The organism is Specibacter sp. BI4, assembly GCF_056680095.1.
The window spans coordinates 1508058-1534563 of record NZ_CM155265.1 but is presented as its reverse complement, the minus strand read 5'-3'; the positions used below and the strand labels follow the sequence as shown (position 1 = coordinate 1534563).

The following is a 26506-nucleotide window of genomic DNA, read 5'->3' as shown; positions in this document are numbered from 1 at the left end:
GCCCACATGCCTTTGCCATTGATTGGTCCAGTCCTGCGCCTGACCGAAGTTCCTGTTGCCCCCGGGGCCGACGAGGCCCGGCGGTGGGCGCAGGAAGAGCTTGCCCAAAAGGTGTACCAGGATGCCAAGCCCGGGTGGGCGGAGCAGCTCGCGGCGCTGATCAGACGTGCCTTGGAGGAACTCCTGAACAACGTCGGTGTTGCCAACGGCCACGCAGGCCTGGCCATTGTTGCCGGCCTTGCACTGGTGGCCGTCATTGCCATCATTTTCATTGTCAGGCCGCGGCTCAACCGCCGGAAGGCTTCCGGCCAGGATGTGTTTGCAGGCGTACAGCTGCTGACTGCCGACCAGCACCGCAAGCTGGCCCGCACTGCGGCCCAGGCCGGGGACTTCCACACCGCGGTCAGCGAGCAGTTTCGGGCTATTGTCCGCGGCGCGGAAGAACGCGATGTCAGTGTTCCGGCGCCCGGCCGCACGGCCCTGGAAATCGCGGCGGAGCTGGAACTGGCGTTCCCCTCCCACAGCGCTGCCCTGCACCATGGCGCAGAACTGTTCAATGCCGTGCGCTACGGGCATTTACCGCCCACAGCGGGCATGTACGAAGACCTGGCAGCGACGGACCTGGCCATGTCCGAAACAACGCCTGTCTACGCCGGACAGTTCCAGGAGGCGCAGCCGTGACGGCCACCGAACAAGCGCCACTGGCGGGAACCCCCGCCGAATCCGGGCACACCGTGCCCGCGGGCACCGGGCAGTCCGGCAACGACACAACAGTCTTTCGTGCGGAGAACCTCAGCCCGCCCCAGCGGGCCGGGCGGTGGTGGCGGAAGCATAAGTTCTGGCTTGTCTGCGCCGCCATATTCGTTCTCATTTCCCTGCTTGGCATCATTCTGGGCAGCGGAGGGGAACGATCCTCGGGCACACTGTCAATTACCAACCCGGCCCCGGCAGGAGCCCAAGCGGCAGCTTCGGTGCTGCGCAACGAGGGCGTGATCGTCACGGCGACGGATTCCCTCGCCGACACCACACGTGCCCTGACTGCCAATGGACCCGGCAACTCCACAGTGCTCTTTTACGATCCCAACAACCTCCTCACCCCGGACAATGCTGCGGCGCTATCGGCAGCTGTGCAGGACTCGGGCGGGAAACTCGTTGCCATGACCCCCGGCCCGCTGACGGTCAAGAAATTCAGTGCAGAGCTCGCCAGCACGGGCACAACCGCCGGCACAGCCTCAGCCGGCGCCCGCTGCAACATTCCCGCAGCGCTGGCTGCCGAGACCATCGACGGCGGCGTCCCCGCCCTTGGCGCCCCGGCCGCCACTGTTCCCCTGCGCCTGTACAAAGGTGCGGAAACTTGTTTCTCCCCGTCCGGAAAGGCAACGGCCGGAGGCTATCTGGCCGGCAACAGCTCAGGCGACATTGCGGTGGTGGGCAATCCCGGCGTCGTCAGCAATGAAAACCTGGCCAACCGCGGCAATGCCGCCCTGACCTTCGGCCTGTTGGGCAGCACCCCAAACCTGCTTTGGTACACGGTGTCGGTGAAGGATATTCCGGTGGCCGCGCAGCAGCCGCCGCTGTCCGATTTCACGCCGGAATGGGTCTTCCCCGCGTCGGCCTGGCTGCTGATTGTTGCCCTGCTGGGCATGTTCTGGCGCGGGCGCCGGAACGGTCCGCTCGTGACAGAGCCGCTGCCTGTCATCGTGAAAGCGTCGGAAACACTTTCCGGCCGGGCACGCCTGTACCAGGATGCCAGGGCCGTCGACACTGCCGCACGCAGCCTGCAGCACGCCACCCTGACCCGCTTGGCGCGGAAGTTGCGGCTGGGAATTTCAGCCGATCCTGCCGCGGTGGTGGAAGCCGTGACCGCCATTAGCGGGCGCAAGCACCACGAAGTGCGTGCCCTGCTGCTGGGTGCAGCACCAGAAACCGAAAAAGACATGTTGTCCATGGCCGTTGAGCTGACGGCCCTAGAGGAAGAAGTGGCCAAGCAATGAGCCTGCCCCACCCGGAATCAGCGCCTCCCGCCCCCATGCCGCCTGCCCAAGGGTGGCCGCAACAGCATGATCCGGGCGCACAAAACATGCCGCCCGGGCACGAGCCGCAGGGCCCTGCGCAGACACCGCCGGCCCAGGCCCACACCCAACCGCAGGATCAATACGTGCAGGATCAATACGTGCAATCACCACCGTCACAAGCTCCCCAGCGGCAGGCGCCGCAGCGTCCGCCCGCCCTGAGCCCGTCGGCGCAGTCCCTGCTGGCTGTCCGCAGAGAAGTGGCCAAGGCCGTCGTCGGCCAGGATGCCACCGTGACGGGGCTGCTGATTGCGCTGCTGGCCGACGGGCACGTGTTGCTGGAGGGTGTCCCGGGCGTGGCCAAGACATTGCTGGTCCGGGCCTTGTCCGCGGCGTTGAGCCTTGACACCAAACGGGTCCAGTTCACCCCTGACCTAATGCCCGGCGATGTGACCGGGTCATTGATTTACGATGCCAGCACCTCGGACTTCACCTTCCGTGAGGGGCCCGTGTTCACCAACATTCTGCTCGCCGACGAGATCAACCGGACACCGCCCAAAACCCAGGCCTCGCTCCTGGAAGCCATGGAGGAGCACCAGGTCTCGGTCGACGGCGTTTCGCGCAAGCTGCCGTCGCCGTTCATGGTGGCTGCCACCCAGAACCCGGTTGAATATGAGGGCACCTATCCGCTGCCCGAGGCCCAGTTGGACCGCTTCCTGCTCAAGCTCACCATGGAGTTGCCCGGGCGCGACGATGAAATTGAAGTGATCCGCAGGCACAGCATGGGCTTTAACCCGCAGGACCTGCCTGGCGCCGGCGTGCGTGCAGTTGCAGGGGCGGCCGAGCTGGCCCAGGCCCGCAACGAGGTGGCGCAGGTCGGTGTTGCCGGGGAAATTCTGGCTTATGTGGTTGACCTGGTCAGGGCCACCCGCACGGCCCCGTCCTTCCAGCTGGGTGTCTCCCCGCGTGGTGCAACGGCGATCCTCAAGTCGGCCCGCGCCTACGCCTGGCTTTCCGGGCGGGGCTTCGTCACCCCCGATGACATCAAGGCATTGGCGCTTCCCACCCTGCGGCACAGGGTCGCACTGCGTCCCGAAGCCGAGATGGACGGCGTCGCCGTGGACGACATCCTGCTCTCAATTCTGGCCACCGTGCCAGTGCCGCGCTGACGGCGGCACGAGAATCTGATGGCCATTTCTGGCAGGTTCTTCTACTTGGCACTGGCCGCCCTGGTGCCCATCATTGCCCTGCCGGGAGCAATCACCTGGCTGCTGGCACTGGCGGTGCTGGCACTCATCCTGCTGCTTGACGTCATTCTCGCCGCTTCGCCACGCCAGGTTGCCGTGCGTCGCACGCTGCCTTCCGGTGTGCGTTTGGGCGAGCAAAGCACTGCGGTTTTGCGGCTCGCCAACGAATCTGCCAGGACCTTGCGAGCCCAGGTCAAGGACGGCTGGCAGCCGTCGGCGGGGGCCACCAACGCCCTGCAGAGGGTCACGGTTCGGCCGGGCGAACGGGCCGCACTGAGCGTGGCCCTGCAGCCGTCCCGGCGTGGGGACCTGCTCACCCACCATGTCACCATCCGGTCCTTTGGCCCGTTGGGCATGGCCGCACGGCAACGGAGCATTCCCGCTCCCGGCCTGCTGCGGGTCCTGCCGCCGTTTCATTCCAAGCGTCATCTGCCCTCGAAGTTGCGCAAGCTGCGCGAACTGGACGGCAGGGCGGCAGTGCAGATCCGCGGCGCCGGCACGGAGTTCGATTCACTAAGAGATTATGTCCGCGGGGATGATGTGCGCTCCATCGACTGGCGGGCAACGGCCAGGCGACAGGACGTGGTGGTCCGCACGTGGCGGCCCGAGCGGGACCGCCGTGTCGTCATTGTTTTGGACACTTCCCGCACCTCGGCGGCCAGGATTGACGACGAGACTGCTCTGGACACGGGCATCGAAGCATCCCTGCTGCTGGCCGTTTTGGCCGAGCGCGGCGGGGACAGGGTCAGCCTGGTCGCGTACGACCGCCGGGTGCGGGCCAAGGTTTCCTCCACGGGCAAGGGCAACATGCTCAATGCCATGGTGCAGGGTCTTGCGCCGCTTGAGCCTGAGCTGATTGAGTTGAACGCCTCGGCCATTGCCGGGCAGGTCCGCGACGTGACGGCGCACCGGGCCCTTGTCGTGCTGGTGACCTCGCTGGATGCGGGCGCTGCGGAGGAGGGGCTCATCCCGCTGGCGTCAACACTCGCACAAAAGCACGTTGTTGTGGTTGCCGCCGTCCGCGATCCTGCGGTGGATGAGGCCCGGCTGGACCGTTCCACAACCACCTCGACCTATCGTGCCGCTGCCGCCGAACATGCGCTGAACCGTCGCGCCGCGATCACTGCCGTCCTGAAGCAGTCCGGTGTGGAAGTTGTTGACGCCCCTCCCCAGGAACTCCCGCCGCAGCTGGCGGACATGTACATCAGGCTCAAGGCCGCCGGGCGCCTGTAGGACCTGTCTCCCGCGTTGCCGGTGCAGCGGTGCGCACCGTTGCCGCAGGGTCAGCGGATGAAAGTCGAGCTTCCGTCCCTGCCGGCCACCCTTTTCAACCCGGGGGCAGCTGCGGTCATTCGCTGCCGGCCGGCCACGGGCGAATCACCACAACAGCCCCCCGGGCTCGTCGATTTGTCCTTACCGGCCGCCTATGACCACGAAGACCCCCGCTCTCAACAGTCGAACTGTCGCGCGTTGAAATCTGTCGTCCCTCGGCCCTCCCAACAGCGGCCAAGCACATATTTCGGTGGCGGGCCCCGCTGCGCAGGGCCTCGGGACGTGGGACGACGCTTACTTCGTGCTGGGGGCCTCGAGCTGCAGCGCCGCGAGCTTGCCGGCAAGGACCTTGGCCAGCACCTGGTGCCCGCCTGCTGTCAGGTGCACGTTGTCGGCCATCTGGTTGGTCACCCCGTAACGGGTCAGCCAGTCAGCGGCACTGACAAACATCGCACCGTTGCGTTTGGCAAAGCCTGCCAGCAGGGCATCAACCTGTGTACGCCGCTCTCCCGGAGTGCCTCTGGCCAAGGTGCCGACGAACAAGTATTTGGACGTCGGATAGCTGGCTTTCAAGTCGTCCAGCAGGCGGGCCGCCTGTGCCAAAATCTCGGCATCGGAAACCCCTTGCGCAGCATCGTTGCCGCCACCCTGAACCACCACGAGGGCCGGATTCCCATAGGGAAGCACCACCGCTCCGCTCTCCAGGGAATCAACATAATTGGCAGACAACGACGTCCTGGCTGCAAAACCAATCCCCGGGGCCCCCACGAAGCAGACCTGGTAGCCGCGGGCCGCGAGCCCGCTGACCACCCACGTGTCGGCAGCGCTGACACCCTTGGCGCCGGCCGACTGGGAATCCCCGAAAAGCACCGCCGACCGGGCAACGGCGGGATCAATGACTTCGGTGCGGCCCGAGACCGGATTCACGACGCGCGCACCGGCAGGCAGGTCCCACACCGTCACCGCCTCGTCCTTGGGCTCGGGTGCGGTGGCCCGGCCGCCGTCGGGGACGGGATTGTGCCCGGGCTGCACCGGGCCGGGGGTGGGTGCCTGTGTTCCCTGCGGCGGCGGCCCCGCCTCCGCCCCGCCAGCGTTCGCGGCCGCCACTTCCCAGCCGGACACGCCCTGGAGGACCGAGCTGGGTCCAACCAGGGCGACGGCCAGAACGAGCGTCACAAGGACTGCCGAGGCGCGTGCCAAGCTGCCGTTAACCATGAACCGAACCTTCCAAACAGTGCTGTAGAAAGGCAATCCTAGTCAATGGAAATTAACTTTTAGGGTCCTATTGGTAACGAATTCCGCTCAATTCCTCAGCGACTTCCAGCGCCCGGTTCAACACGGACCTGGCTTCCTGCGGCGTCAGGGCCGCCAGCCCGGTTTCCGGGGTGATGCGCAGCTGGTTCAACGACGATTCCGCCAGCCCCAGCCCGCGCCAGGGCCGCATGATCCGTTCCACCAGGACAGCGTACGACGGCGGGGCCTGGCCTGCCGCGGCAGGGACGGTCCCAGCCCACACCCCCATGCCTGATTCGATGGCGCCGGCCAGCTGCTCCCAGTGCCCGGTGTCGAGGACCGACAGGGGAACGGCCACGGCGTCGGTGCCGCATTCCAGCGCCGCTTCGAGTGCAGTGCGCCAGGAGCCGGTTTCGGTCTTGGTGGCCCCGCCCGGCACGACCTGCCCTGGTGCCAGGTTGATGGCAACTTTGGCGAAGCCTGCCTTGCGGGCTTCGCCAACCAGGGAACTCCAGAGCTGGCGCAGCTCGGACACAGGGATTGCGCGCAGCGTCCTGTAGCCCGAGGCAGTGGGGATGGCCCCGGCCAGGGCGGGCGCCACTTCCGGTTCGTCAATCTGCAGGGTCAGCGCTGTGCCCGGTACCGCGGCTCGCACCTTCTGCGCGTGCAGCGCCAGCCCCGCGGCCAGCGACTGGGCGATGTCCCGTCTGGCGCCGTAATCGCGCAGGGCCCGCTCACCGTAGTGCAGGTGGATGGCGGCGGCCAGTGACACCGGACCTGTCACGTGCACTTTGAGTTCCGGCGGCATTGTCCCGCCTGCACCGGCAACGTCGGCCAGCACGTTGACGTCGGTGGACAGCGCCGACACTGCCCGGCGGTGGTCGTGGCCGGGCCTGTCAACAAAGCGCCAGCCATACGGCTGCACGTCAACGGGAAGCTCCACCAGCAGTGCCGCCGTGCGGCCGACGGCGTCGGAGCCGACACCCCGGGCCGGCAGGTCAACAAGTGACGGCAGGTGCGGGGCGGTGAACAGGCCCAATGAGACCTTGGCGGCCTCGACCGGGTCGGTGCCCGGCCACTGGCCCAGCGAGGTGGCCGTGGCAACCTCGGGGAAGACGGTGGCCCCGGGCAAAGCGTTGTCGTGCGCGGGACCCGGGGACTGGCTCGGTGCGGGGCTCACGGAAGCTGCGTGCCGCCGTCGTCCGTGGTTGCCGTGGCGGCATCTGCGGCGGACGTGGCGGCGGGATCGGCCACAAAGCCCTGGCCGTCAAGACTCACCACGGGAACGACGCCGGTTGCTGCGACGGCCGAGTGGCTCTCAGAAATGGCCTGGTGGTGGTGAATGACCTCGCTGATGATGAAGTTCAGGAACTTTTCGGCAAAGGCGGGGTCGAGGTTCGCGGACTCGGCCAGGGCGCGCAGCCGTTGGATCTGAGCCTTCTCGCGGTTGGGGTCGGCCGGGGGCAGCTGGTGCCTGGCCTTGAGGATGCCCACGCGCTGGGTCGCCTTGAACCGCTCGGCCAGCAAATACACCAGGGTTGCGTCAAAGTTGTCAATGCTGGAGCGGATGGACAGCAGCTCGGCCATGACGGCAGGGTCCACGGCGCCTGTCAGGGAACTGGCGGCCGGATCAAAATCTTCCACGGACAGGTGCTGCGTGTGGCTCGGTTCGGTCATAGGGACAGTTTAGGCGGTGCACCGGGCGGACAAAACTCCTGTCCACGCCGGGCACCGCCCAAATAGTCCGCAAGTGCCGGCGTTCCTGCCGGCACCGTTGCTGCCGCGCAGAAAATGTCGCGCGGAACGCTACGTTGCCGCCAGCAATGCCTGGTGGGCTGCCCGGCGCTGCGCCTGCTCGGCCGGGTTGGGCACCGGCAGCGAGGCGATCAGGCGCTTGGTGTAGGCGTCCTGCGGGTTGCCCATGATCTGGTTGCCGATCCCCTGTTCCACCAGCTTGCCCTTGTAAAGCACCCCGACCCACTCGGCCAGGATGTCGACCACGGCCAGATCGTGGCTGATGAACAATGCAGCGAAGCCCAGCTCCGTTTGGATCTCCCGAAACAGTTCAAGCACCTTGGCCTGCACCGAAACGTCCAGTGCCGAGGTGGGTTCGTCGGCGATGAGCAGTCTGGGCTTGAGCGCCAGCCCGCGGGCAAGCGAGGCCCGTTGGCGCTGGCCGCCGGAGAGCTCGTGCGGATACCGTTTGGCGTAGGCGCCGGGCAGCTGCACCGAGTCGAGCAGCTCCTGGACCTTTTTGGTGACGGCCGGCCCCGACAGCTCGGTGTGGATGATCAGCGGCTCGGCCACACACTCGCCAATTGTCAGGTGTGGGTTGAACGATGCCGCGGGATCCTGGAACACAAAGCCAATGTCCTTCCGGAGGGGCCGGAAGGTGCGCTCCTTGTAGTTGAGCATCTCGTAGCCGAGCACGTTCAGCGAGCCGCCGGTGGTGCGGTTCAGCCCGGCGATGGCCCGGCCGATGGTGGTCTTGCCCGAACCGGACTCCCCCACCAGGCCAAAGACTTCCCCGGCACTGATGGTGAACGAGACCTTGTCCACCGCCCTGAAGGCCGGACTGCCCAGCCGTCCCGGGTATTCAATCTCCAGATCGGTGGCACGGACGAGCACCTCCTTGTCCTGGAACGCCCGCTCGGTGAAGCCCGCCGAGGCGGAGTTGCGGCCCAGGTGCGGCACGGCGGCCAGCAGCTTCTGCGTGTAGGCCTCCTTCGGCGCCGCAAACAACTCCTCCGCGGAGGCTTCTTCCACGACGTCGCCCTGGAACATGACAACCACGCGGTCGGCCAGGTCAGCGACGACGCCCATGTTGTGGGTGATCAGCACAATCGAGGTGCCGTACCGATCGCGCAGGTCCCGCAGCAGTTCAAGAATTTCGGCCTGGACAGTCACGTCGAGGGCGGTGGTGGGTTCATCCGCCACTATCAGGCCGGGGTTCAGCGCAAGTGCCGCGGCAATGACAACCCGCTGCTTCTGCCCGCCGGAGAACTGGTGCGGGTAGTAATCGACACGTTTGTCGGGTTCGGGGATGCCGACCTTGCCCAGTGCTTCGATGGCCAGCTTGCGCGCTTCCTTCCTGCCGACCCGTTTGCCCTCCGGCCGGTGTGCGCGCAGGCCTTCGGCGATCTGCCACCCCACCGTGTACACGGGGTTCAGTGCCGTGGAGGGTTCCTGAAACACCATGGCCACATCGCGTCCACGGATCTGGCGCAGCTGGTGGGCGCTGACGGTGATGATGTCGTTGCCGCTGATGACCACGGCCCCGCTGCTCTGGGCGGTCTCGGGGAGCAGGCCCAGGATGGCCTTGGCCGTGACGGTCTTGCCGGAGCCCGACTCGCCCACAATCGCCACGATCTCCCCCGGGGCGACGCTGAACGAGACGTCCTTGACGGCTTTCACATCGCCCTGGTCGGTGGCAAAAGTGACCTTCAAGTCCGCAATGTCCAGCACCTGGCGCGGTGCGGCTTCGCCGGCGGGCGCCGGACCGCGCCGGCCGGAACTCCCGGCCGACTTGCCGGGCGAACTGCCGGCTGACTTGCCGGGCGAACTGCCGGCTGCGGCTTTATCTGTGGAGCGGCTCATGCCTCCACCAACTCCTCTTGTTTTTTGTTGCCGCGGGACTTCTTCGCTGCCCGCTTGCGCCCGCGCAGGCGCGGGTCGTTGAGGTCGTTCATGGACTCACCCAGCAGGGTCAGCCCCAGCACGGTCAGCACGATGGCGGCACCCGGGAACACTCCCGTCCACCAGATGCCGGAGGTGGCATCCGACTGTGCGTGGTTCAGGTCGTAGCCCCATTCCGCCGCGGCCGACGGCTCAATGCCGAAGCCCAAAAAGCCCAGTCCGGCCAGGGTCAGGATGGCCTCCGAGGCATTGAGGGTGAAGATCAGCGGCAGTGTCCGGGTGGCGTTTTTGTAAATGTGCCGGGCCATGATGCGCACGCTGGAGGCCCCCACCACAATGGCCGACTCCACAAACGGTTCGGCCTTCAGGCGGATCGTTTCGGCGCGGATGACCCGGAAGTACTGCGGGATGAACACCACGGTGATGGAAATGGCTGCGGAGAAGATGCCCGACCACATGTCGGAGCGGCCCTGGCTGATGGCAATGGACATGACCATGGCCAGCAGCAGCGTGGGAAAGGCGTAAATGGCGTCGGCGACAACCACGAGGATCCGGTCAAGCCAGCCGCCAATGTATCCGGACAGCAAACCCAGGATCACGCCAAGGAAGATTGACAGCGCAACCGCCACCACAATCACCAGGAATGCCGTCTGGGCCCCCCAGATGGTGCGGGAAAGGACATCGTAACCTCCCGCCGTCGTGCCCCAAAGATGCACGGACGACGGCGGCGCCTGGGTTTCGTTGAAGCGTTCGCTGGCGCTGTACGGGGCAAGCAACGGCGCCAGTGCCGCGGTCAGCAGGAAGATGAGCGTCATGACGATGCCAGCAATGAGCATGCCCCGCTGGAGTCCCACACTTTTTTTCAGTTGCGCAATGATGGGCAGGCGGCTCAAGAGCGATTTTTTGGTCTCCATGGCCTAGTACCTCACCCTCGGGTCGATCAGCGCGGCGATGACGTCGACAATGAAGTTCGTGACAGCCACGATCACTGCCAGCAGGGCCACAATTCCCTGGACAGCGACGAAGTCGCGCGCTGTGAGGTAGTGGGCCAGCTGGAAGCCGAGCCCCTTCCACTCAAAGGTGGTTTCGGTCAGGACCGCACCGCCAAGCAGGAGTGCGATCTGCAGCCCCATCACGGTGATGATGGGGATCAGCGCCGGCTTGTAGGCGTGCTTGGTGAGCAGCCGGAATTCGCTGACGCCGCGGGAGCGGCCGGCCTCGACATAGTCCTTGCTCAAGGTGCCGATCACGTTGGTGCGCACCAGTCGCAGGAAGATCCCTGCCGTGAGCAGGCCCAGCGCAATGGCGGGCAGTATTGCGTGCTGGGTGACGTCCCAAAACGCCGTCATGTTGCCGCTGCGGAGCGCGTCGAGCCAGTAAATGCCAGTCGGCGCCTCCAACTGGGCCATGGAAATTTCGGTGGTTGTGGTGCCGCGGCCGGCCACAGGCAGCCAGTCCAGCCAGACGGCAAACACCAGCTTCAACAGGAGACCGGCGAAGAAGACCGGGGTTGCGTAGAAGGCGATGGCCAGCACGCGTGAGATGGCGTCCTGCCACTTGTCGCGGTGGTAGGCGGCCAGCATGCCAAAGGGAATGCCGATGGCAAGGGCCACAATCAAGGAGTTGAAGGCCAGTTCAAGGGTGGCTGCGCCGTAGGTTGCCAGCATGTCGGAGATCAGCAGGTTGTCCGAGATGGTGCGGCCGAAGTTTCCTGTGGCAATTTGCCCCAGGTACTCGAAGTACTGGATGAACAGGGGCCTGTCGTAGCCGGCCTCGTGGACGCGGATGGCCAGCTGCTCGGGAGGCAGCCTGTCGCCAAGGGCCGCCGAGATGGGATCGCCGGTCAGGCGCATCAGGAAGAACACCATGGTGACGAGGATGAAAATGGTGGGGAAAATCAAGACAAATCGGATGGCCAGGTATTTACCCAGGCTGCCACCCGACTTCCCCTTGCTCTTGGGCACCTGCGCGGCGGGTTCTTCCACCGGCAGGTCAATCATTGCGGTCATGTGCGCCTATTTCTTTTGCTTCAAGTTTGTTTGGGGTCAGGGATTCGCGGGCCTGTGCCCTGGGCGTTCGTGCGGTTCTGCATCGCGCCCGATCGGGCCGTGCAAAAACACGAACAACCCGTGCAAAAGGCGGGACATCCTTTGCAGAAAGCCCCGCCTTTTGCCAGTTGCTCGTCACTTCAGTGGTTGCCGGACAGGCATTACTTGGACAAAACGCCCAAACGGAACTTGAACGATGCGTCCAAGGTGTCCTTGGTGCCGTTGACCTTGACGTTGGACACAGCAACCTGGGCACCCTGCAGCAGCGGCAGCGTGGACAGGTCCTTGGCCTCCGCCGTCTGGATATCCTCGATCAGCTTGGTGCGCTTGGCCTGGTCGTTGGTGGTGACCTGTTCGGTGATCATCTTCTGAACTTCAGGGTTGTCGTAATGGTTGCTCAGGAAGTTGTTCTTGCTGAAGAACGGTGTCAGGTAGTTGTCCGCATCCGAGTAGTCGGGGAACCAACCCAGCTGGTACATCGGGTAGGCGTCCTTGACGCGCTGGTCGGAATAAGAGACCCACTCGGTTGACTGCAGGTTCACCTTGAACAGCTCTGTCTTTTCCAGCTGGGCCTTGATGGCGGCATATTCATCGCCCGAGGACTTGCCGTAGTGGTCGGGGTTGTACTGCAGGTCGAGCGTCACGGGCGTTTCCACCCCTGCGTCGGACAGCGCCTTTTTGGCCTTGTCAACGTCAGGTGCCCCGTTGCCGTCGCCATACATGGCCTTGAGCGGCTCAATGGCGCCGGTGAAGCCGGCAGGCACGGGTGAGTACAGCGGGAGGAATGTGCCCTTGTAAACCTCGTCGGCGATGGCCTGGCGGTCAATCGAGTCGGCCATGGCCTGGCGGACAGCCAGCGACTTGGCGGCGTCCGGCGTCGCCGTCTTGACACCGAACGGCATCGTATCGATGTTGAACACGATGTAGCGGATTTCGCCACCGGGCCCAATGTCGACCTTGACGTTCTTGTCCGACTTCAGGCTGTCGATGTCGGTGGCAGTGAGGACGCGCCAGGCAACATCAATGCTGCCCTTCTGGACCTCCAGCTTCATGTTGTTGGAGTCGGCGAAGTACTTCATGGTCACCGAGTCCGACTTGGCCGGGCCCAGCAGGCCCTTGTAGCCGGCGTACTTCTTGAAGGCGATGAGCTCGTTCTTCTTGTACGTTTCGATGGTGAACTGTCCGGCGAAGGACTTCCCGGCAATGATGTCTTCATCGGTGGTGACGGCGTCCGGACTAAAGACGCTGTCATCGACGATCGGGCCGGCGGGGCTTGTCAGCACCTGCGGGAACGTCTGGTCGTTGCCGACCTTGAGCTTGAACACCACAGTGGTGGCGTCGGGGGCCGTAACGCTTTCCAGGTTGCCCAGCAGCGAGGCAGGGCCCTTGGCATCGTTGATCTTCAGCTGGCGGTCGAAGGAGAACTTCACATCCTTGGAGTCCAGCTCGGTGCCGTTGGCCCATTTCATCCCGGATTTGAGCTTCACCGTGTATTCGGTCGGGGTGGTGAACGACGCCGATTCGGCCACGTCCGGCTTCGGCTCGGCACTTCCGGGCTCGGAGTTCAACACAAACGGATAGATTTGGTTCATCACGACAAACGAACCGTTGTCATAGGACCCTGCCGGGTCCAGGAACGTGACCTTGTCGGTCGTGCCAACAACAACCGGGCCGCCCGCGGCCCCGCCTTCTTCGGTGCTGCCGCCGCCCGCGGGGCCGGTGCAGGCCGTCATGGTCAGGACGGAAACTCCCGCAAGGGCTATAACCGACTTTAAGGCAATCCTACTTTTTGCCATCAGCAAACTTTCTCTTGTGGCTGACATGGAACAGGCCACACGACATTGTGTGACCTGACCCACTTGATTGATAGTCAACATTTACCAGACTTTGCCGCACCACACTGCACCAAAGCCAAAGTTGCAACCAGAAGGTTACCTAAGGGACTCCGCCCGGGGCCCGGCAACGAAATACGGGCTGCGGCCGAACCAGCCGGCCAGTTTCGTATAGGAATCCGAGGCTATGGGCACCCGGACTTCGGGCCCGATGCCCCTCTCAATGCCCCGATACTCCGGCTTCAGCATCCGCTGGGCCCACGCCAGGGACTGGTCGGCGAGGGCCGGGTCAAGGATGACAGGGACGCCTGTGGCTTTCGCCAGGTCCCAGCCGTGGACGGTGAATTCGGTGATTTGCAGGCCGATGCGGCTGCGCAGGGGGGCTTCGCCGCCGCCGGGCAGGGCGACCTGGGCACTGAGGTCCGCGGTTGACCATGCCCGCATCAGAAGTGCGGCACCGTCACTGAACCGCGTCGACCAGTCGGCGCCGACTGTCGCAACCGACGCGAGCGGGTCAACATTGTTCCCGCGGGCCATGATGGTGTATTTGTGCAGGTCCTGCACCACCAGGTGGTGCAGGAGTTCCTGGACATTCCAGTCCGTGCATGGGGTGGGCCATTCCGCCTGATTGGAGGAGATGGAGCCAATGACTTCCGCGCACTGGTTCAGTGCGCCGTCCAGAAATTGCAGTGGGTTGGGAATTGCATGCGGGGGCATTGTGTAAACCTTCCGTGAGTCAAGTCACCTTATTGGAAAGTTTACGCCAGCAGCGCAAGGGGTGGCCGGGCCCGCTCCAAACCCTGTGGCCGGGCCCGCCCCAAACCCTCCTGCAGCCATGGCGGCATTTTAGCCAACGCTCCCGCACTGAACCGGGTGCAGGAGCGTTGCCCCATTTCCGACCATGGCTGATGGAGCGTTTGTGGGGCTGGGGGCTGGGGGCTGTGGGGCCAGGGGCTACGGGAGGTCGGGGCGGGCCAGGGAGCGCGCCGTGTCGATGGTCGCCTGCCCCAGCACGCGGCTGCCCTGATACAAAACCACTGTCTGCCCCGGTGCCACGCCGCGCAACGGCTCGACCAGGGTGACATTGAGCTGTTGGCGGGTGCCGTCGTCGTCAGTCTCTTCCGTGACGAAGGCGCGGGCCGGGACGGGGTCCCCGTGGGCGCGAACCTGGGCGTAGCAGTCAAACTCTTCGCCGGTGGCGATCTCTGCAATGGGCAGCCCGGCCCAGGAAACCTTGATGCCTTGGATGGAGTCGATGGCCAGCAGCGCGTGCGGGCCGACGATGACCTTGTTTTCCTTGGGCCGGATTTCCAGGACAAAGCGGGGCTTGCCGTCGGCGGCGGGGGTGCCGAGCTTCAGTCCGCGGCGCTGGCCGACGGTGAACTGGTTGGAGCCGGTGTGGCCGCCAACCGTTGCGCCGGTTTCGTCAATGATGTCACCGTCAGTCATCTCGATCTTCTCGGCCAGCCAGCCGGCGGTGTCACCGTCGGGGATGAAGCAGATGTCGTGGCTGTCGGGTTTCTTGGCCACGGACAGGCCGCGGGCCTCGGCCTCGGCGCGAACCTCGGCCTTGGACGGGGTGTCGGCGAGGGGGAACATGGAGTGCTTGAGCTGCTCGTGGGTCAGTACGCCGAGCACGTAGCTCTGGTCCTTGGCCCAGTCGGCGGCGCGGTGCAGTTCGGGGTTGCCGTTGGCGTCGGTGATGACCTTGGCGTAGTGGCCTGTGCAGACGGCATCGAAGCCCAGCGCGATGGCCTTCTCCAGCAGCGCGGCGAACTTGATCCGCTCGTTGCAGCGCATGCACGGGTTGGGTGTGCGGCCGGCGGCGTATTCGTCGATGAAGTCCTGGACCACGTCCTCCTTGAACCGTTCGGAGAAGTCCCAGACGTAGTACGGGATGCCCAGCAGGTCGCAGGCACGCCACGCGTCGTTGGAGTCCTCCACGGTGCAACAGCCGCGGCTGCCGGTGCGCAGGGTTCCGGGCATGCGGGAGAGTGCCAGGTGGACGCCGACGACGTCGTGCCCGGCATCCACTGCCCGTGCTGCGGCTACGGCGGAGTCAACTCCGCCGCTCATGGCGGCCAATACTCGCATTACTTGCCTTTCAATTCATTGCTTAAGTTTTGTGTGCCCGGTTTCACCACGCTCACCCGGCGGCCCGGGTGCTTGCGGTTTGGATGGACGACTGGTGCCCCGCCATGCCGGCCTGTTTTGCGCGTGCGTGTGCCTGCGGCAGCGCGGCCACAAAGGTGTCAACGTCATCCTGGCCGGATGTATGCCCGAGGCTGAAGCGTTGTGCACCACGTGCGGTGTCCTCGTCCAGCCCCATGGCCAGCAACACATGTGAGGGCCGGGGCACCCCGGCGGTGCAGGCGGAGCCGGTGGAGGATTCGATTCCCGCCATGTCCAGCAGGAACAGCAGGGAGTCGCCCTCGCAGCCGGGGAACGTGAAGTGCGCGTTGCCGGGCAGGCGGCCGGACGGATTTTCCGCCGGGTCGACACCGCGCAGCACGGCCTCCGGGACCGCCTGTCGGACGGCGGAGATGATTTCGTCCCGGAGCGCGGCGATCCGGGCGCTTTCCCCGGCAAGGTTTTCGGTAACGTCCGCGGCGGCCGCGGCGAAGGCTGCGATGCCGGCGGTGTCGAGCGTGCCGGAGCGCACCGATCGTTCCTGTCCCCCACCGTGCAGCACGGGGGTCAGCGTGACGGCGCGGCCCAGCAGCAGCGCGCCGACGCCCACGGTCCCGCCGATCTTGTGGGCGCTGATGGACATGGCGGCCAGGCCGGAGTCCCGGAAATTCACGGAAACGGAGCCGAAGGCCTGGACGGCGTCGGAGTGGACAGGGATGCCGTATTTGTCTGCGAGCGCCACAAGCTCGGCGATCGGCTGAACCGTGCCGACCTCGTTGTTGGCCCACATGCAGCTGAGCAGCGCCACGGAGGAGGCTCCGCCGTCGGCCAGTTCCTTTTCAAGGGCGGCCAGGTCCAGGACACCGGCAGCATCGACGGGCAGCCAGACAGCTTGGGCGCCCTCGTGCTTCTCGAGCCATTCTACGGTGTCCTGCACCGCAGCGTGCTCAACGCTTGAAACGAGAATGCGGGTGCGCCCGGGCTCTGCGCCGTTGCGGGCCCAGTAGAGGCCCTTGACGGCGAGGTTGTCGGCCTCGGTGCCGCCGGAGGTGAAAATGACCTCGGTGGGGTGGGCGCTGGCGGCCCTGGCAAGGGTTTCGCGGGCCTGCTCGACAGTGGCGCGGGCGCGGCGGCCCGATCCGTGGAGGGAGGACGGATTGCCGCTACGGGCGATAACGGAGGTGAGTGCGGCGAGGGCCGGGGCCGAAATTGGCGTGGTCGCCGCGTGATCTAGATACACGGGCACCACCCAATTCTACGGCACGGATCGGCCCGGGGCGGATCTGATCAGCGCGCCGGGCCGTTGAGCTTGTCACCTTCGGAGCTGAGGTTGGTGGCCGGGGTCACCTCAAGCGCCTCCAGATCCCGTGAATGCACGACGGCGGCAATCAGTTCCGCGCTTCCGCCCACCAGGGTGGAGTCAAAGTCGATCTCGGTGGCCAGGCACCAGCTGCGGTCCGCGGGCCAGGCCAGGTTGGGGCTTTGGGTGTTGTGGCCGAGTCCGTCGTCGAACCACGGCGGGCGGGCGAGCTCTGCGATGGTGCCGCGAAAAACCCGGTATTCGCGCAGGCCCCCGGCCACGCTTAGGGGCTCTCCGGGACCTGTTGGAATGCTGCCGGTGCCGGGATCAAAGCCGCCCCACCCAACCCAGACGGCTTGGAAGATCTCCTGCGGTTCGGCCGTGTGGGCGTCAAGAAGTCCGGCGAGCGCAACCAGCTGCCCTTCGTCGAGTTTGCCCGTGGAAGGCCGCCAATACTCGACGCCATTGGTGCCATCCATGTGCGCGTCCTGGTAGAGCCCGGTATTCGCCAGCCGGTGGAACTGGGCTTCCGGGTGCATGCGGGTTCCCTTGGACTTGGCGACGTCTGCCCAGCGCCGTTCCGGCTCGTTGCCACGATCCATTCTGTGGAAGATGCGGACATGGGCCTCGTAGGAGTCTGGGACGGTGGCGGCCACCGTGCCTATCCACTGGTCCCAGCGCTCCTTGTTCAGGTAGCGTTCCAGCGCGCCTGCAATCCACTGGCCTTCGGCACCGCTTGCATCGTCCATGTCCGAAACCTACCGCATCGAATTTCGACCCGGCAGTGCAATACGGGCGGGGCGCTATTCGCGGTGGGCCCGATAGTGTCCGCGCACGGTCTTGCCGCCGCGCAAATGTTCAGGGATCCAGATTTCCCCGGCCGGGGCTGGCACTGGGGCCATTGCCGCCGCAGTGCCGGCCAGGTCAATCATGAGAGGTGCCGGCGGCAGTGACTTCACCCGTTGCGCGTTCCCTCCCTCAAAGGCACGGCCCATGTGCGCCAGCAGTTCGGGTTCGAGTCCGAGGCTGAGCGCGTCGTCCCGCCAGTGGGAAACTGCCTCGGCAACGAGCTGCAGCCGCCTGATGGCCTGGTCCCTTGTCAGCCTGAACACGTCGGCGTACTCGAGCAGGTCGCGAACGTCCCTGTCGTACAGGCTCCCGCCGGGAACAAGTGGGGTGTCCGACGCACCGGATGGCACGGGGTTCACATCGAACGACGGCGACAGCCTCCATCCACTGGCGCTGCGCAGCAGTCCATGGTTGCGCATGTGGTCGTCGATGTTGTTGACCATGGCGATGAAGGCGGCGCGGCTGAACATTTCATTGGCATCCTGGACTGGTGCGCCTGAGATGCGTGCGATTTCGGCAGTGATCTTCACATAATCAGGATGCACGTAGCTATCCAGCTGCAGCGCTGACCGAACACTCATATAAGGGATGCGTGCAGTGCCGTTGCGGTCGAACCGGCGCGTCAGGAAAATGTGTGAGTATTCGGTCAGCGGCAAGAGCCTGGACTCCTGAACCCGGATTCCTGCCCTTTGCTGCAGCATGATGGCCACCATCTCCCAGGCTTGGGGATTGCCGCTGTCGGAGGTTTTTGGGAACTTGGCCAACAGCATCGAGCCGTCATTGTCACGCACCCACGCCTTCGGCTGGGCGCCTCCGGGAGACGAGCCTGCACCGATGAGCATGGAGTTCTCTTCATCGACATATCCGGTCTCAGCAAAGACGCGCGCTTCTTCGGCGAGAGCCCGGAGATCCCGCACACCAGCTCGCTTCCCCCACGACGACAAGATTTCACCGTGTTCCCGGAATCGCAATGCTCCCTGCCGTGTCTCGTCATTGACCAGCAGCAAGTAGCCTGCCTCACCCGCGTCCGGTATCCGCACACCTTTGGACCTTGCCTGTTGACGGACCTCCTCAAAGAGCAGCTTCCGTCCCCAAGCGTCGGGTGCGGCATCCTGAAATGACCCGAACAGCTGCCTGCCCAGGGTGGGGTGTTGAGGTCCGCGCACCAGCGGCAACTCGGGAGAGAGTTCAAAGGCCTGGGCGTCAGAGAGCCAGGTGTCTGCGTATGAAAACGACACATGCTCCATTGAGGAAAATACGTCTGCCTCGATCCCCAGGTGCCCTGCCAAGGTCTCGTTGACCAAAACCTCAACAGTTCGCGTGTTCCTGGGGGCCATCAGGCCCTCCTCGGGGCGCGCTGGCGGTTCAAGAGATGTGCACGGGCCCGGCCCAGATCACTGTTCAGGGGGTCGACGGCATCGATGAGATCTTCAGCGACTCCCAGCACGGCCGCAACGATCAACAGATTCTCCACCTTCCCTCCGTCCCCCGATTCAAGACGCATCAATGTGGCCCTGGAGATGTTGGCCCTTTCGGCAACAAGCTCCTGAGACAGTCCCAGAATGATTCGACGGGCTTTCAGGTTGGCTCCGAGCCGTCTGGCTTCCAGCATGCCACCTCCTCTAATGTAGCTATTTTCGCACTTTATCAAAGGTAGTGCAATAGTCCAGCTACTTTAGAGGGTTCCCAACCGTTTTTGCCCACAACGCATTTCCTGTCAATAACACCGGAAATTCATCCCATTCCCCAGGGCAAGAAACGCGCAGGGTGGGGACCAACGCGCCAGCCGGGCAACCAGCGGCTGGGAACACGCCGCGAGGGGCGGGGCCGAAATTGGCCTGGTCGCCGCGTGATCCGGATGCGCGGCCAATTCCACGGCCATGAATTTGTCAACAACTTCCCCCCAATGGCAGGATCGGGGTGTCCCACATCACACAATGATCCCGGGGGGATTAAATCCATGCAGAAAGCATTCTTCCGCCGAACGACGGCTGCCGCCTTGTGCGCAGTCGCCATGGCTGCCACCACAATGATTGGCGGCAGCGCCACCGCTGCGCCGCCAGCAGCCCAGTCCACACCCATTGATTTTCCCGCAGTCGACGGCCAACTCATGAGCTACGTGGTCAACGCCAAGGCTGCCAACGCCAACAAGACAGAAACTGCTGTCCAGGCCATTGAGGCAGCCGGCGGTGTCGCGGTCCAGCAGTGGCCCGAGATCGGCGTGGTCATTGTCCAGTCCGATCGAGCCAACTTCCGCACCGAGGTTCTCAGACTCGGAAAATCAGCCGTGGAATCGGTGGGCGCAACCCGCACCATCACGGTTGCCGAGGGCACCCCGGAGGGTATTTCCACCCCATGGCAGGAGGCGCCTGCGCAGCGCAGCAAACAGATGGCCAACACCGATGTGCTGTACGGTGATGCCGCGTTCGACGGCGTTGCAGCAGATCCGCGCGAAGGCGAACAGTGGAGCCAGGCTCAGGTCAAGGCGGACCAGGCCCACCAGGTCACCGATGGTTCCCGTGATGTGTTGGTCGGGGTTTTGGACAGTGGCATCGATCCACAGCACCCGGACCTCGCGGCCAACATCGATGTGGCCAACTCGGTCAACTGCACCAATGCCGGGCGTCCGGACACCTCGCCCACAGGCTGGTTCCCCACGACGTCATCCCATGGCACCCACGTGGCCGGCATCATCGGCGCAGCCCGCAACGGCGTTGGCATCGTCGGCGTGGCACCGAACGTGCGCATGGCCTCTGTCAAGGTCGTCAACGACGCCGGTTCGATCTACCCGGAATACGCCATCTGCGGTTTCATGTGGGCTGGCATGAAGGGCATGGATGTCACGAACAACAGCTACTACGTGGACCCCGTGCAGTTCTGGTGTGGCGACCAGCCCGACCAGAAGGCCGTGCTCGATGCCGTTGAGCGCGCCGTGAAATGGTCAACGAAACAAGGCGTGGTCCATGCCGCGGCTGCGGGAAATGCCTCCTACGACCTGGCCAACAAGACCACCGACGACGTCAGCCCGAACGACGTCGCCGGGATTGAGCGTGAAATCAACAACAGCTGCAAGGACATCCCCACCGAGCTGGAGGGCGTGGTGACAGTGGCCTCCACGGATCAGGCCGCCAAGCTCTCGTCCTTCTCCAACCGTGGCCTGAACGTCATTGACGTGGCGGCACCCGGCTCGCGCATCCTGTCCACGTTGCCGGACAACAAATACGGCCTGCTCAGCGGCACGTCGATGGCCTCACCGCAGGTTGCCGGCGTGCTGGCCCTGATGAAGTCCGAGCACCCGGGATTGAAGCCCAAGCAGATGATTTCCCAGCTGCGCAAGCAGGCCGAGGACCATGAGTGCACGCCTTCGGCAACACCGACCGGCTCCGAGTGCATCGGCGGCCTGGGCAACAACAGCTACTACGGCGAAGGCATTGTCGACGCCCTGCAGGCTGTCAGCTAAAAATTCAGCTTGCACAGTTCCGGCGGCCACCTTGCCCGGTGGCCGCCGGAATAGTTTAAGGTTCCTTCGGCACGAGGCGGGCACAGCAGTGGGAGATTTCGGCGTCGGGTGCCAGGTCGTGGACCGAATCCGCACACCCCTCAAGGGCGCCACCCAGCAGCGAGCCGTTGAGCGAGCAGACCACGCCCGTGTGGTCCTGGGAGAGGCGGTGGAACGGGCAGTTGGCCATGATGGTCCCGCCCTCGCCGTCCGGCTCGGGGCTGTAGCCGGTGGTGCGCAGCAGTTGGTGGATGCTCCCGGCCTCGGCGCCCAGGCGGAGGCCTTCGCCATGGGCGACCGTTGCCAGGGACTGCTCCACGTTTTCTCCGATGTCGATGGAACGTTGCACGGCGGCGGCCAGCAGTGCGGCGGCAAGGTCGTAGTGGCGCGGCGGAACAGAGACGCTGATCTCGGCCTGGGCCACGGCGTACAGCTTGCTGGGCCGGCCGGACCCGGGCCCGGTCTTCGCACCCAGCTTGCGGTACTCCACCTGCAGCAGTTGTTCCTCCACCAGCTTGTCCAAGTGGACCCGCACGGTGCTCTTGGGCAGCCCCAGCGCCTGCGCACATTCGTCCCGGCTGAGTGCCTGCCCGGCGCCGCGCACCAGGTCAAAGAGGTCCTTGCGCACCGGATCGCCCAGGGCCGCCACGGCGCTGAGGCGCTGGCTGTCGTCGAGACTGGAATTCAGCCCGGAATTCAGCCCGGCGGGCAGCACCGTTGCCATGGCAGTCTGCTCCCTGATGGTAATTGTTGCGGATTCCTTCGTTGACGGGGGTGTGGACGGGTGCTGCACCGGTTGAATCATGACCACGGGCCTTGTGCTCTCTTGCCGCTGTTGGGCAGTTTGCGGTTTATTTCGCGCCTACTTGACGCTTTGAGTCTGCGCTTCTAAAGTCAATAATACAAGCTTTAGAAAGGGTTGGATATGTCCATCACCAGCGCGTCCCTGCCGGACCTCCTTGCTTTTGACGATCCCGAAACCCTGGCGGCGCCGGAAATCGACCTGCCCCGCGCCCAGGCGGCCATTGCCGAGTTCCTGCGCGCCCTGGGCCGCGACGAAACCGACCCGCACCTGTTGGACACGCCCCGCCGAGTGGCCGCCGCTTATGCCGAAATGCTGACCCCGCGCGAGACGTCATGGACAACGTTCCCCAATGAAGACGGCTATCAGGGCCTCGTGCTGGTCAAGGACATCCCCTTCCATTCACTGTGCCAGCACCACCTGCTGCCGTTCCGCGGCGTGGCCCATGTCGGCTACCTGCCCGGCGACCGCCTCTTCGGCCTGTCCAAGCTGGCCCGCGGCGTGGAGCTGTTCTCCCGCGACCTGCAGGTCCAGGAACGCCTCACCCAGCAGATCGCCGACTGGCTGGAGGACACCCTGGCGCCCCGCGGTGTTGGCATTGTCATGGAGGCCGAACACATGTGCATGTCCCTGCGCGGCGTCCAGACCACCGGCACCCTGACCCGGACCTCGGTCTTCACCGGTTTATTGTCCGACGCCGGACCCCTCCGCGAGCAGTTCCCGCACTGACACCCTCCCCCGCCTGAGAGGCGCCCAGGCGAACAAAGCTTCATACCAGAAACAGCCATTTTCCAGCGGAAAGAGTTTCGATCATGAGCCAGTCACCCACCACCCCCGCCCCCGACACGGCAGATGCCAACACCCCATCCGGCGAAGCACCCGGCATGGTGATCATCGGCGGCGGCCTCACTGCTGCCACTGCCGCTGAAACACTGCGCAAGGAAGGGTATGAGGGCTCCGTCACCATCGTGGCCGACGAACCGGAAATCCCCTACCAGCGCCCGCCCCTGTCCAAGGGGTTCCTGGCCGGCAAGGAAGGCGAAGACGACCTCCTCCCCCTGCCCGCGACCTGGTATCCCGAGAACAACGTCACCGTCCTGACAGGCACGGCGGCCACGGCCCTTGACCCTGGTGCCCACACCGTCACGCTGGCTGACGGGACAGCGCTCCCGTATGCCAAGGTGCTGTTGGCGACAGGTGCCGCCCCGCGCCGGATCCCTTTCCCCGGCGTCGAACTTCAGGGCGTTTACACCTTCCGGACCAAGGCCGACAGCGTTGCCCTGAAGGCGCTTTTGGAAGGTGGCGGCAAGAACGTGGTGCTGATCGGCTCGGGCTGGATCGGCATGGAAATTGCGGCCACGGCCACCGAGCTGGGCAACAAGGTGGCGCTCATGGGGCTGGAGGACGTGCCGCTGTCCGCCGCGATCGGAGCGGAGCTGGGCACGGTTTTCACCAACCGACACAAGGAAGCCGGCGTGCATTTTGAGCTGCCGGCCAGTGCCGCGGAAATCCGGGGCACCGACGGTGTTGTCACGTCCGTGCTGACCACCACCGGCGTCACACTGCCGGCCGACATTGTCATTGTGGCCGTCGGCGTAGTGCCCAACATTGGCCTTGCCAAGGACGCCGGGCTCACCATCAACAACGGCATCGAGGTCTCGGCGGCACTGCAAACCTCCGCCGGGGACGTGTACGCGGCCGGCGACGTGGCCAACGCCATGCATCCGGTGACCGGGGCGTTTGCACGCTCCGAGCACTGGGCCAACGCGATCGCCAGCGGCAAGGTGGCGGCGAAATCCATGCTGGGCCAGGATGCCGCACTCGATGACATCCCCTACTTCTACACCGACCAATTCGACCTCGGCATGGAGTACTCCGGCTTCGGCGCACTGGCGAAGGATGCCGAACTCGTGGTCCGCGGCGACCTCGCCAAGCGCGAATTCATTGCGTTCTGGGTGCTGGAGGGCCGCGTCGTGGCAGGCATGAACGTGAACATTTGGGACGTCCAGGACGCCATCAAGGCGCTCATCTCCTCCCGCCGCATTGTCGACACGGTGAAGCTGGCTGACCCGCAAACCCCGCTCGAGGGGATTTGATGGAGGGTATGACCACCCCCGCTTCTGCAGCCCCGTTCTACACGCCGACGCTGCTCCACCCGGTTCACCACTTTGGCCCGCGCACCATCGACTTCAGCCGGCAGGTGGCCCTCATGGCCATCATCAACCGCACCCCCGATTCCTTTTACGACGGCGGAGCCACCTTTGCGCTGGATGCTGCGGTGGCCGCTTCACTGGCTGCCGTGAACGACGGCGCCGACTGGGTGGACATTGGCGGTGTCCCCTTTGCACCGGGGCCGGCCCTGAGCGCGGACGAGGAAAGCGAGCGGGTGGTGCCTGTCATCTCCGCCGTGGCCGCGGCCAGCGACGTGATCATTTCGGTTGACACTTTTTTGCCGGAGGTGGCCGCCCGCAGCATTGCCGCCGGCGCCAACGTCATCAACGACACCACCGGGCTGTCCAATCCGGACATTGCCTCGGTCGTGGCGGAAGCCGGTGCGCACCTGGTCATCACCCACTCGTTGGCCGCGCCCCGCACCGCATACCCCCGGCCGCAGTACGACGACGTCGTCACCGAGGTGGCTGCCTTCCTGTCCTCCCGGGTTGAGCTGGCGATGTCATTGGGCGTCCCGGCCGACAAGATCATCATCGACCCCGGCCATGACCTGAACAAGAACACGCTGCACACCTTGGAGATTACGCGCCGCTTCAACGAGATTGCCGCCTTGGGCTTTCCCGCCCTTGCCGCGGTGTCGAACAAGGACTTCATCGGTGAAACCCTGGACCAGTCCAAGGATGAGCGCCTGGAAGGTTCCATTGCCTCCGGGGTGATCTGCATTCTGGGCGGGGCCCGGGTGTTGCGCATGCACAATGTGGAGGCGGCCAGCTCGGCCATCCGCATGACCGAGGCTGTCCTGGGTTGGCGGGAGCCTGCGTACCTGCGACACAACATGGGCCGGATCAACGCGCCCGCCCACCCCGCGCAGCCGGCAGATGTGTAGGCTCTTGCGCACGGGCGTCACCCCTGCCGCCGCCAGCTTAACGAGGAGCCAACCATGATCGAGCGGATCTTTCCGGACGCGTCGCTGCTCTCCGGAGCTGCATTGGAGCACGAGCTGCTGGCGCCGCCGCCGGAAGCCGGCCGCACCGGCAGGGCGTGGGTGAGCTTCAACTTCATCTCCAGCATTGATGGCGCCGCCACAGTGGACGGACTGTCGGGAAAACTTGGCAACGCGTGGGACCTGCGCGTTTTTTCACTCATGCGCCAAACCGCCGACGTCATCCTGGTGGGCGCACAAACCGTCAGGGCCGAGGGCTACGGCGGGGAACTGCTGAGCAAGGCCGCACAAAAGTGGCGTGCGGACAACTGGCTGTCAGGGCACCCGCCGCTTGCCATTGTCTCCGGGTCGCTGAATCTGGACCCCGAACTTGAGGTGTTTACGCAAGCACCCGTCCGGCCGCTGGTCCTGACACTTGAATCCGCCCCGCAGGAACGCAAGGACGCCCTGTCGCGCGTGGCCGACGTTGTCATGGTGGGCGGGGAATCACTTGACGTGGGGCTGGTCATCGCCGAACTTGCAGCACGCGGATTGAACAAGATCCATTCCGAGGGCGGACCAACGCTGCTGGGCACTTTCGCCGCGGCCGGCAAGGTCGATGAGCTCTCCTTGACCGTGTCCCCCTTGTTGGTGGGCGGTTCAGCCGGACGCATCGCCCACGGCGCCGGATCCCCCGCGGCAGTGCCCTCGGGCATGACGCTGACCAGAATCCTCAAGGCCGATTCAATGCTGTTCCTGCGCTACGTCCGCCCCGCCACCTGACACCACATCGCGCCGGTGCTGGACGCTGCTGAACTTCTTAGCTCGACGGCGGAGCGACAGACAATTTCTCCATCATCTTCGGTGTGGTGGCGGCAAGCAATTCATCCGTGGGACAGGCCAGGCTCACTACGAGGCCGGTGTCGGCGGTTCCCAGCATGCGTCCCCACACTGTGCTTGCCATGACGTCCTTGGCAGCCTTGGTGTTGAAGCTGAGGAAGGAAATCTGCTGTCCAGCTGTGCCGGCTTCGGCAACCCACGGCAGCTTTGCCTCGGCCAGCGATCCATCCATGGCCGAAGGGATCAAGTACTTCATGAGAGCCAGCGTCGATGCCTTGTCGTCGCCCCCGGTGGCCAACGGCCCTTGGTTGGCGGTCACCCAATAGGCCAGTTGGCAGCCGGCAACATTGCTGTACTGTGTCTGGCCGGCCACGTTCTTCTTGACCAGTTTCCACTCCGGCGGGCCAGGCGTTTGGGAATAGTCCTGCGGCGGCTGGCCAAGGATGTCACTGAAAGCAAGCGGCACGCCTGGCAAAAGCGTGCTGCCGGCTTCAAACGTCATGGGCGCTGCCGCCACCGCGGCGTCGTCGTGCCCGGCGACTATGGTTGGCGGGGCGTAGGTGGGCGGGGCAACTGACTGGCCGGCTGTGGGCTGGGCCGGTGCGGGAATGGAAATACTGCATCCGCTCAAGGCTGCGAGCGCCACAACCGTCACTCCCGCAGCGGCAATCGCCTGCTTCATTCCGCCACGTCGTAGATTCACACGCTCCAC

At 64.9% G+C, this 26506-nt stretch carries 24 protein-coding genes; 9 read left to right on the top strand and 15 right to left on the bottom strand.

Annotation, left to right across the window (positions count from 1 at the left end):
• Positions 1-6 precede the first annotated feature (6 nt).
• The 4 genes from AC1L6K_RS07185 (at position 7) to AC1L6K_RS07170 (ending at position 4492) form a co-directional block, all read left to right on the top strand.
• Positions 7-681 carry a DUF4129 domain-containing protein gene (locus AC1L6K_RS07185; protein WP_480952021.1) on the top strand — a complete coding sequence of 225 codons (675 nt, stop codon included), beginning with the start codon at positions 7-9 and terminating at the stop codon, positions 679-681.
• Entirely contained in the window at positions 678-1994 is a 1317-nt protein-coding gene (locus AC1L6K_RS07180) for a DUF4350 domain-containing protein (protein WP_480952020.1), read from the top strand. The genes AC1L6K_RS07185 and AC1L6K_RS07180 overlap by 4 nt, the downstream gene beginning before the upstream one ends.
• Positions 1995-2173: 179 nt before the next feature.
• Entirely contained in the window at positions 2174-3181 is a 1008-nt protein-coding gene (locus AC1L6K_RS07175; RefSeq protein ID WP_480952019.1) for an AAA family ATPase, read from the top strand.
• Between the two features lie 18 nt (positions 3182-3199).
• Positions 3200-4492 carry a DUF58 domain-containing protein gene (locus AC1L6K_RS07170; protein WP_480952018.1) on the top strand — a complete coding sequence of 431 codons (1293 nt, stop codon included), beginning with the start codon at positions 3200-3202 and terminating at the stop codon, positions 4490-4492.
• 333 nt (positions 4493-4825) lie between these two features.
• Here the strand turns inward: AC1L6K_RS07170 and AC1L6K_RS07165 are convergent, their stop codons facing one another.
• From AC1L6K_RS07165 to AC1L6K_RS07105, 13 genes are all read right to left on the bottom strand, one after another.
• Complete coding sequence (locus AC1L6K_RS07165; protein ID WP_480952017.1) at positions 4826-5746, bottom strand: SGNH/GDSL hydrolase family protein; 921 nt, start codon at positions 5744-5746, stop codon at positions 4826-4828.
• 67 nt (positions 5747-5813) lie between these two features.
• Positions 5814-6944, bottom strand: a complete 1131-nt coding sequence (locus AC1L6K_RS07160; protein ID WP_480952016.1) for a uroporphyrinogen decarboxylase/cobalamine-independent methonine synthase family protein — start codon at positions 6942-6944, stop codon at positions 5814-5816.
• Positions 6941-7441, bottom strand: a complete 501-nt coding sequence (locus AC1L6K_RS07155) for a chorismate mutase (RefSeq protein WP_480952015.1) — start codon at positions 7439-7441, stop codon at positions 6941-6943. The genes AC1L6K_RS07160 and AC1L6K_RS07155 overlap by 4 nt, the downstream gene beginning before the upstream one ends.
• Before the next feature lie 129 nt (positions 7442-7570).
• Entirely contained in the window at positions 7571-9361 is a 1791-nt protein-coding gene (locus AC1L6K_RS07150; RefSeq protein WP_480952014.1) for a dipeptide ABC transporter ATP-binding protein, read from the bottom strand.
• The gene (locus AC1L6K_RS07145; RefSeq protein WP_480952013.1) at positions 9358-10314 is read right to left on the bottom strand and encodes an ABC transporter permease; all 957 of its coding nucleotides are present in this window, start codon (positions 10312-10314) and stop codon (positions 9358-9360) included. Before AC1L6K_RS07145 ends, AC1L6K_RS07150 begins: the two co-directional genes overlap by 4 nt.
• Before the next feature lie 3 nt (positions 10315-10317).
• A complete protein-coding gene (locus tag AC1L6K_RS07140; RefSeq protein ID WP_480952012.1) occupies positions 10318-11409 on the bottom strand; it encodes an ABC transporter permease in 1092 nt (363 codons plus the stop codon).
• A 200-nt stretch (positions 11410-11609) separates the two neighbouring features.
• Positions 11610-13244, bottom strand: coding sequence for an ABC transporter substrate-binding protein (locus tag AC1L6K_RS07135; protein WP_480952011.1), 1635 nt, complete (start codon positions 13242-13244; stop codon positions 11610-11612).
• Positions 13245-13379: 135 nt separating this feature from the next.
• Positions 13380-13997, bottom strand: coding sequence for a TIGR03086 family metal-binding protein (locus tag AC1L6K_RS07130; protein ID WP_480952010.1), 618 nt, complete (start codon positions 13995-13997; stop codon positions 13380-13382).
• A 237-nt stretch (positions 13998-14234) separates the two neighbouring features.
• Positions 14235-15374: a tRNA 2-thiouridine(34) synthase MnmA gene (gene mnmA / locus AC1L6K_RS07125; RefSeq protein WP_480952009.1), complete on the bottom strand. Its 1140-nt coding sequence runs from the start codon at positions 15372-15374 to the stop codon at positions 14235-14237.
• Between the two features lie 52 nt (positions 15375-15426).
• A complete protein-coding gene (locus tag AC1L6K_RS07120) occupies positions 15427-16656 on the bottom strand; it encodes a cysteine desulfurase family protein (protein ID WP_480952008.1) in 1230 nt (409 codons plus the stop codon).
• Positions 16657-16697: 41 nt separating this feature from the next.
• Entirely contained in the window at positions 16698-17459 is a 762-nt protein-coding gene (locus AC1L6K_RS07115; RefSeq protein ID WP_480952007.1) for a hypothetical protein, read from the bottom strand.
• A 54-nt stretch (positions 17460-17513) separates the two neighbouring features.
• Entirely contained in the window at positions 17514-18896 is a 1383-nt protein-coding gene (locus tag AC1L6K_RS07110) for a type II toxin-antitoxin system HipA family toxin (RefSeq protein ID WP_480952006.1), read from the bottom strand.
• A complete protein-coding gene (locus tag AC1L6K_RS07105; RefSeq protein ID WP_480952005.1) occupies positions 18896-19171 on the bottom strand; it encodes a helix-turn-helix transcriptional regulator in 276 nt (91 codons plus the stop codon). The genes AC1L6K_RS07110 and AC1L6K_RS07105 overlap by 1 nt, the downstream gene beginning before the upstream one ends.
• 348 nt (positions 19172-19519) lie before the next feature.
• On the opposite strand from AC1L6K_RS07105, the gene AC1L6K_RS07100 reads away from it, so the two are divergent.
• Entirely contained in the window at positions 19520-21019 is a 1500-nt protein-coding gene (locus AC1L6K_RS07100) for a S8 family serine peptidase (protein ID WP_480952004.1), read from the top strand.
• Positions 21020-21074: 55 nt separating this feature from the next.
• Here the strand turns inward: AC1L6K_RS07100 and AC1L6K_RS07095 are convergent, their stop codons facing one another.
• Entirely contained in the window at positions 21075-21863 is a 789-nt protein-coding gene (locus tag AC1L6K_RS07095) for a helix-turn-helix transcriptional regulator (RefSeq protein ID WP_480952003.1), read from the bottom strand.
• 120 nt (positions 21864-21983) lie between these two features.
• Between AC1L6K_RS07095 and folE the strand changes: the two genes are divergently transcribed.
• The 4 genes from folE to AC1L6K_RS07075 all read left to right on the top strand — a co-directional run bounded on the left by folE (position 21984) and on the right by AC1L6K_RS07075 (position 25737).
• On the top strand, positions 21984-22589 hold the full coding sequence (gene folE / locus AC1L6K_RS07090) for a GTP cyclohydrolase I (protein ID WP_480952002.1): 606 nt from the start codon (positions 21984-21986) through the stop codon (positions 22587-22589).
• Between the two features lie 83 nt (positions 22590-22672).
• Positions 22673-23956, top strand: a complete 1284-nt coding sequence (locus AC1L6K_RS07085; protein WP_480952001.1) for an NAD(P)/FAD-dependent oxidoreductase — start codon at positions 22673-22675, stop codon at positions 23954-23956.
• A gap of 8 nt (positions 23957-23964) precedes the next feature.
• Positions 23965-24918, top strand: a complete 954-nt coding sequence (gene folP, locus AC1L6K_RS07080) for a dihydropteroate synthase (RefSeq protein ID WP_480952000.1) — start codon at positions 23965-23967, stop codon at positions 24916-24918.
• Between the two features lie 54 nt (positions 24919-24972).
• Complete coding sequence (locus tag AC1L6K_RS07075; protein WP_480951999.1) at positions 24973-25737, top strand: pyrimidine reductase family protein; 765 nt, start codon at positions 24973-24975, stop codon at positions 25735-25737.
• Between the two features lie 37 nt (positions 25738-25774).
• Here AC1L6K_RS07075 and AC1L6K_RS07070 read toward each other — a convergent pair whose 3' ends face one another.
• Positions 25775-26497: a hypothetical protein gene (locus AC1L6K_RS07070; protein ID WP_480951998.1), complete on the bottom strand. Its 723-nt coding sequence runs from the start codon at positions 26495-26497 to the stop codon at positions 25775-25777.
• Positions 26498-26506 lie beyond the last annotated feature (9 nt).

Bases quoted from the DNA above. Each gene is read 5' to 3' on its own strand.
- AC1L6K_RS07185 (WP_480952021.1), top strand. From the start codon at position 7: ATGCCTTTGCCATTGATTGGTCCAGTCCTGCGCCTGACCGAAGTTCCT.
- AC1L6K_RS07170 (WP_480952018.1), top strand. From the start codon at position 3,200: ATGGCCATTTCTGGCAGGTTCTTCTACTTGGCACTGGCCGCCCTGGTG.
- AC1L6K_RS07165 (WP_480952017.1), bottom strand. From the start codon at position 5,746: ATGGTTAACGGCAGCTTGGCACGCGCCTCGGCAGTCCTTGTGACGCTC.
- AC1L6K_RS07155 (WP_480952015.1), bottom strand. From the start codon at position 7,441: ATGACCGAACCGAGCCACACGCAGCACCTGTCCGTGGAAGATTTTGAT.
- AC1L6K_RS07150 (WP_480952014.1), bottom strand. From the start codon at position 9,361: ATGAGCCGCTCCACAGATAAAGCCGCAGCCGGCAGTTCGCCCGGCAAG.
- AC1L6K_RS07145 (WP_480952013.1), bottom strand. From the start codon at position 10,314: ATGGAGACCAAAAAATCGCTCTTGAGCCGCCTGCCCATCATTGCGCAA.
- AC1L6K_RS07140 (WP_480952012.1), bottom strand. From the start codon at position 11,409: ATGACCGCAATGATTGACCTGCCGGTGGAAGAACCCGCCGCGCAGGTG.
- AC1L6K_RS07135 (WP_480952011.1), bottom strand. From the start codon at position 13,244: ATGGCAAAAAGTAGGATTGCCTTAAAGTCGGTTATAGCCCTTGCGGGA.
- AC1L6K_RS07130 (WP_480952010.1), bottom strand. From the start codon at position 13,997: ATGCCCCCGCATGCAATTCCCAACCCACTGCAATTTCTGGACGGCGCA.
- mnmA (WP_480952009.1), bottom strand. From the start codon at position 15,374: ATGCGAGTATTGGCCGCCATGAGCGGCGGAGTTGACTCCGCCGTAGCC.
- AC1L6K_RS07115 (WP_480952007.1), bottom strand. From the start codon at position 17,459: ATGGACGATGCAAGCGGTGCCGAAGGCCAGTGGATTGCAGGCGCGCTG.
- AC1L6K_RS07110 (WP_480952006.1), bottom strand. From the start codon at position 18,896: ATGGCCCCCAGGAACACGCGAACTGTTGAGGTTTTGGTCAACGAGACC.
- AC1L6K_RS07105 (WP_480952005.1), bottom strand. From the start codon at position 19,171: ATGCTGGAAGCCAGACGGCTCGGAGCCAACCTGAAAGCCCGTCGAATC.
- AC1L6K_RS07100 (WP_480952004.1), top strand. From the start codon at position 19,520: ATGCAGAAAGCATTCTTCCGCCGAACGACGGCTGCCGCCTTGTGCGCA.
- AC1L6K_RS07095 (WP_480952003.1), bottom strand. From the start codon at position 21,863: ATGATTCAACCGGTGCAGCACCCGTCCACACCCCCGTCAACGAAGGAA.
- folE (WP_480952002.1), top strand. From the start codon at position 21,984: ATGTCCATCACCAGCGCGTCCCTGCCGGACCTCCTTGCTTTTGACGAT.
- AC1L6K_RS07085 (WP_480952001.1), top strand. From the start codon at position 22,673: ATGAGCCAGTCACCCACCACCCCCGCCCCCGACACGGCAGATGCCAAC.
- folP (WP_480952000.1), top strand. From the start codon at position 23,965: ATGACCACCCCCGCTTCTGCAGCCCCGTTCTACACGCCGACGCTGCTC.
- AC1L6K_RS07075 (WP_480951999.1), top strand. From the start codon at position 24,973: ATGATCGAGCGGATCTTTCCGGACGCGTCGCTGCTCTCCGGAGCTGCA.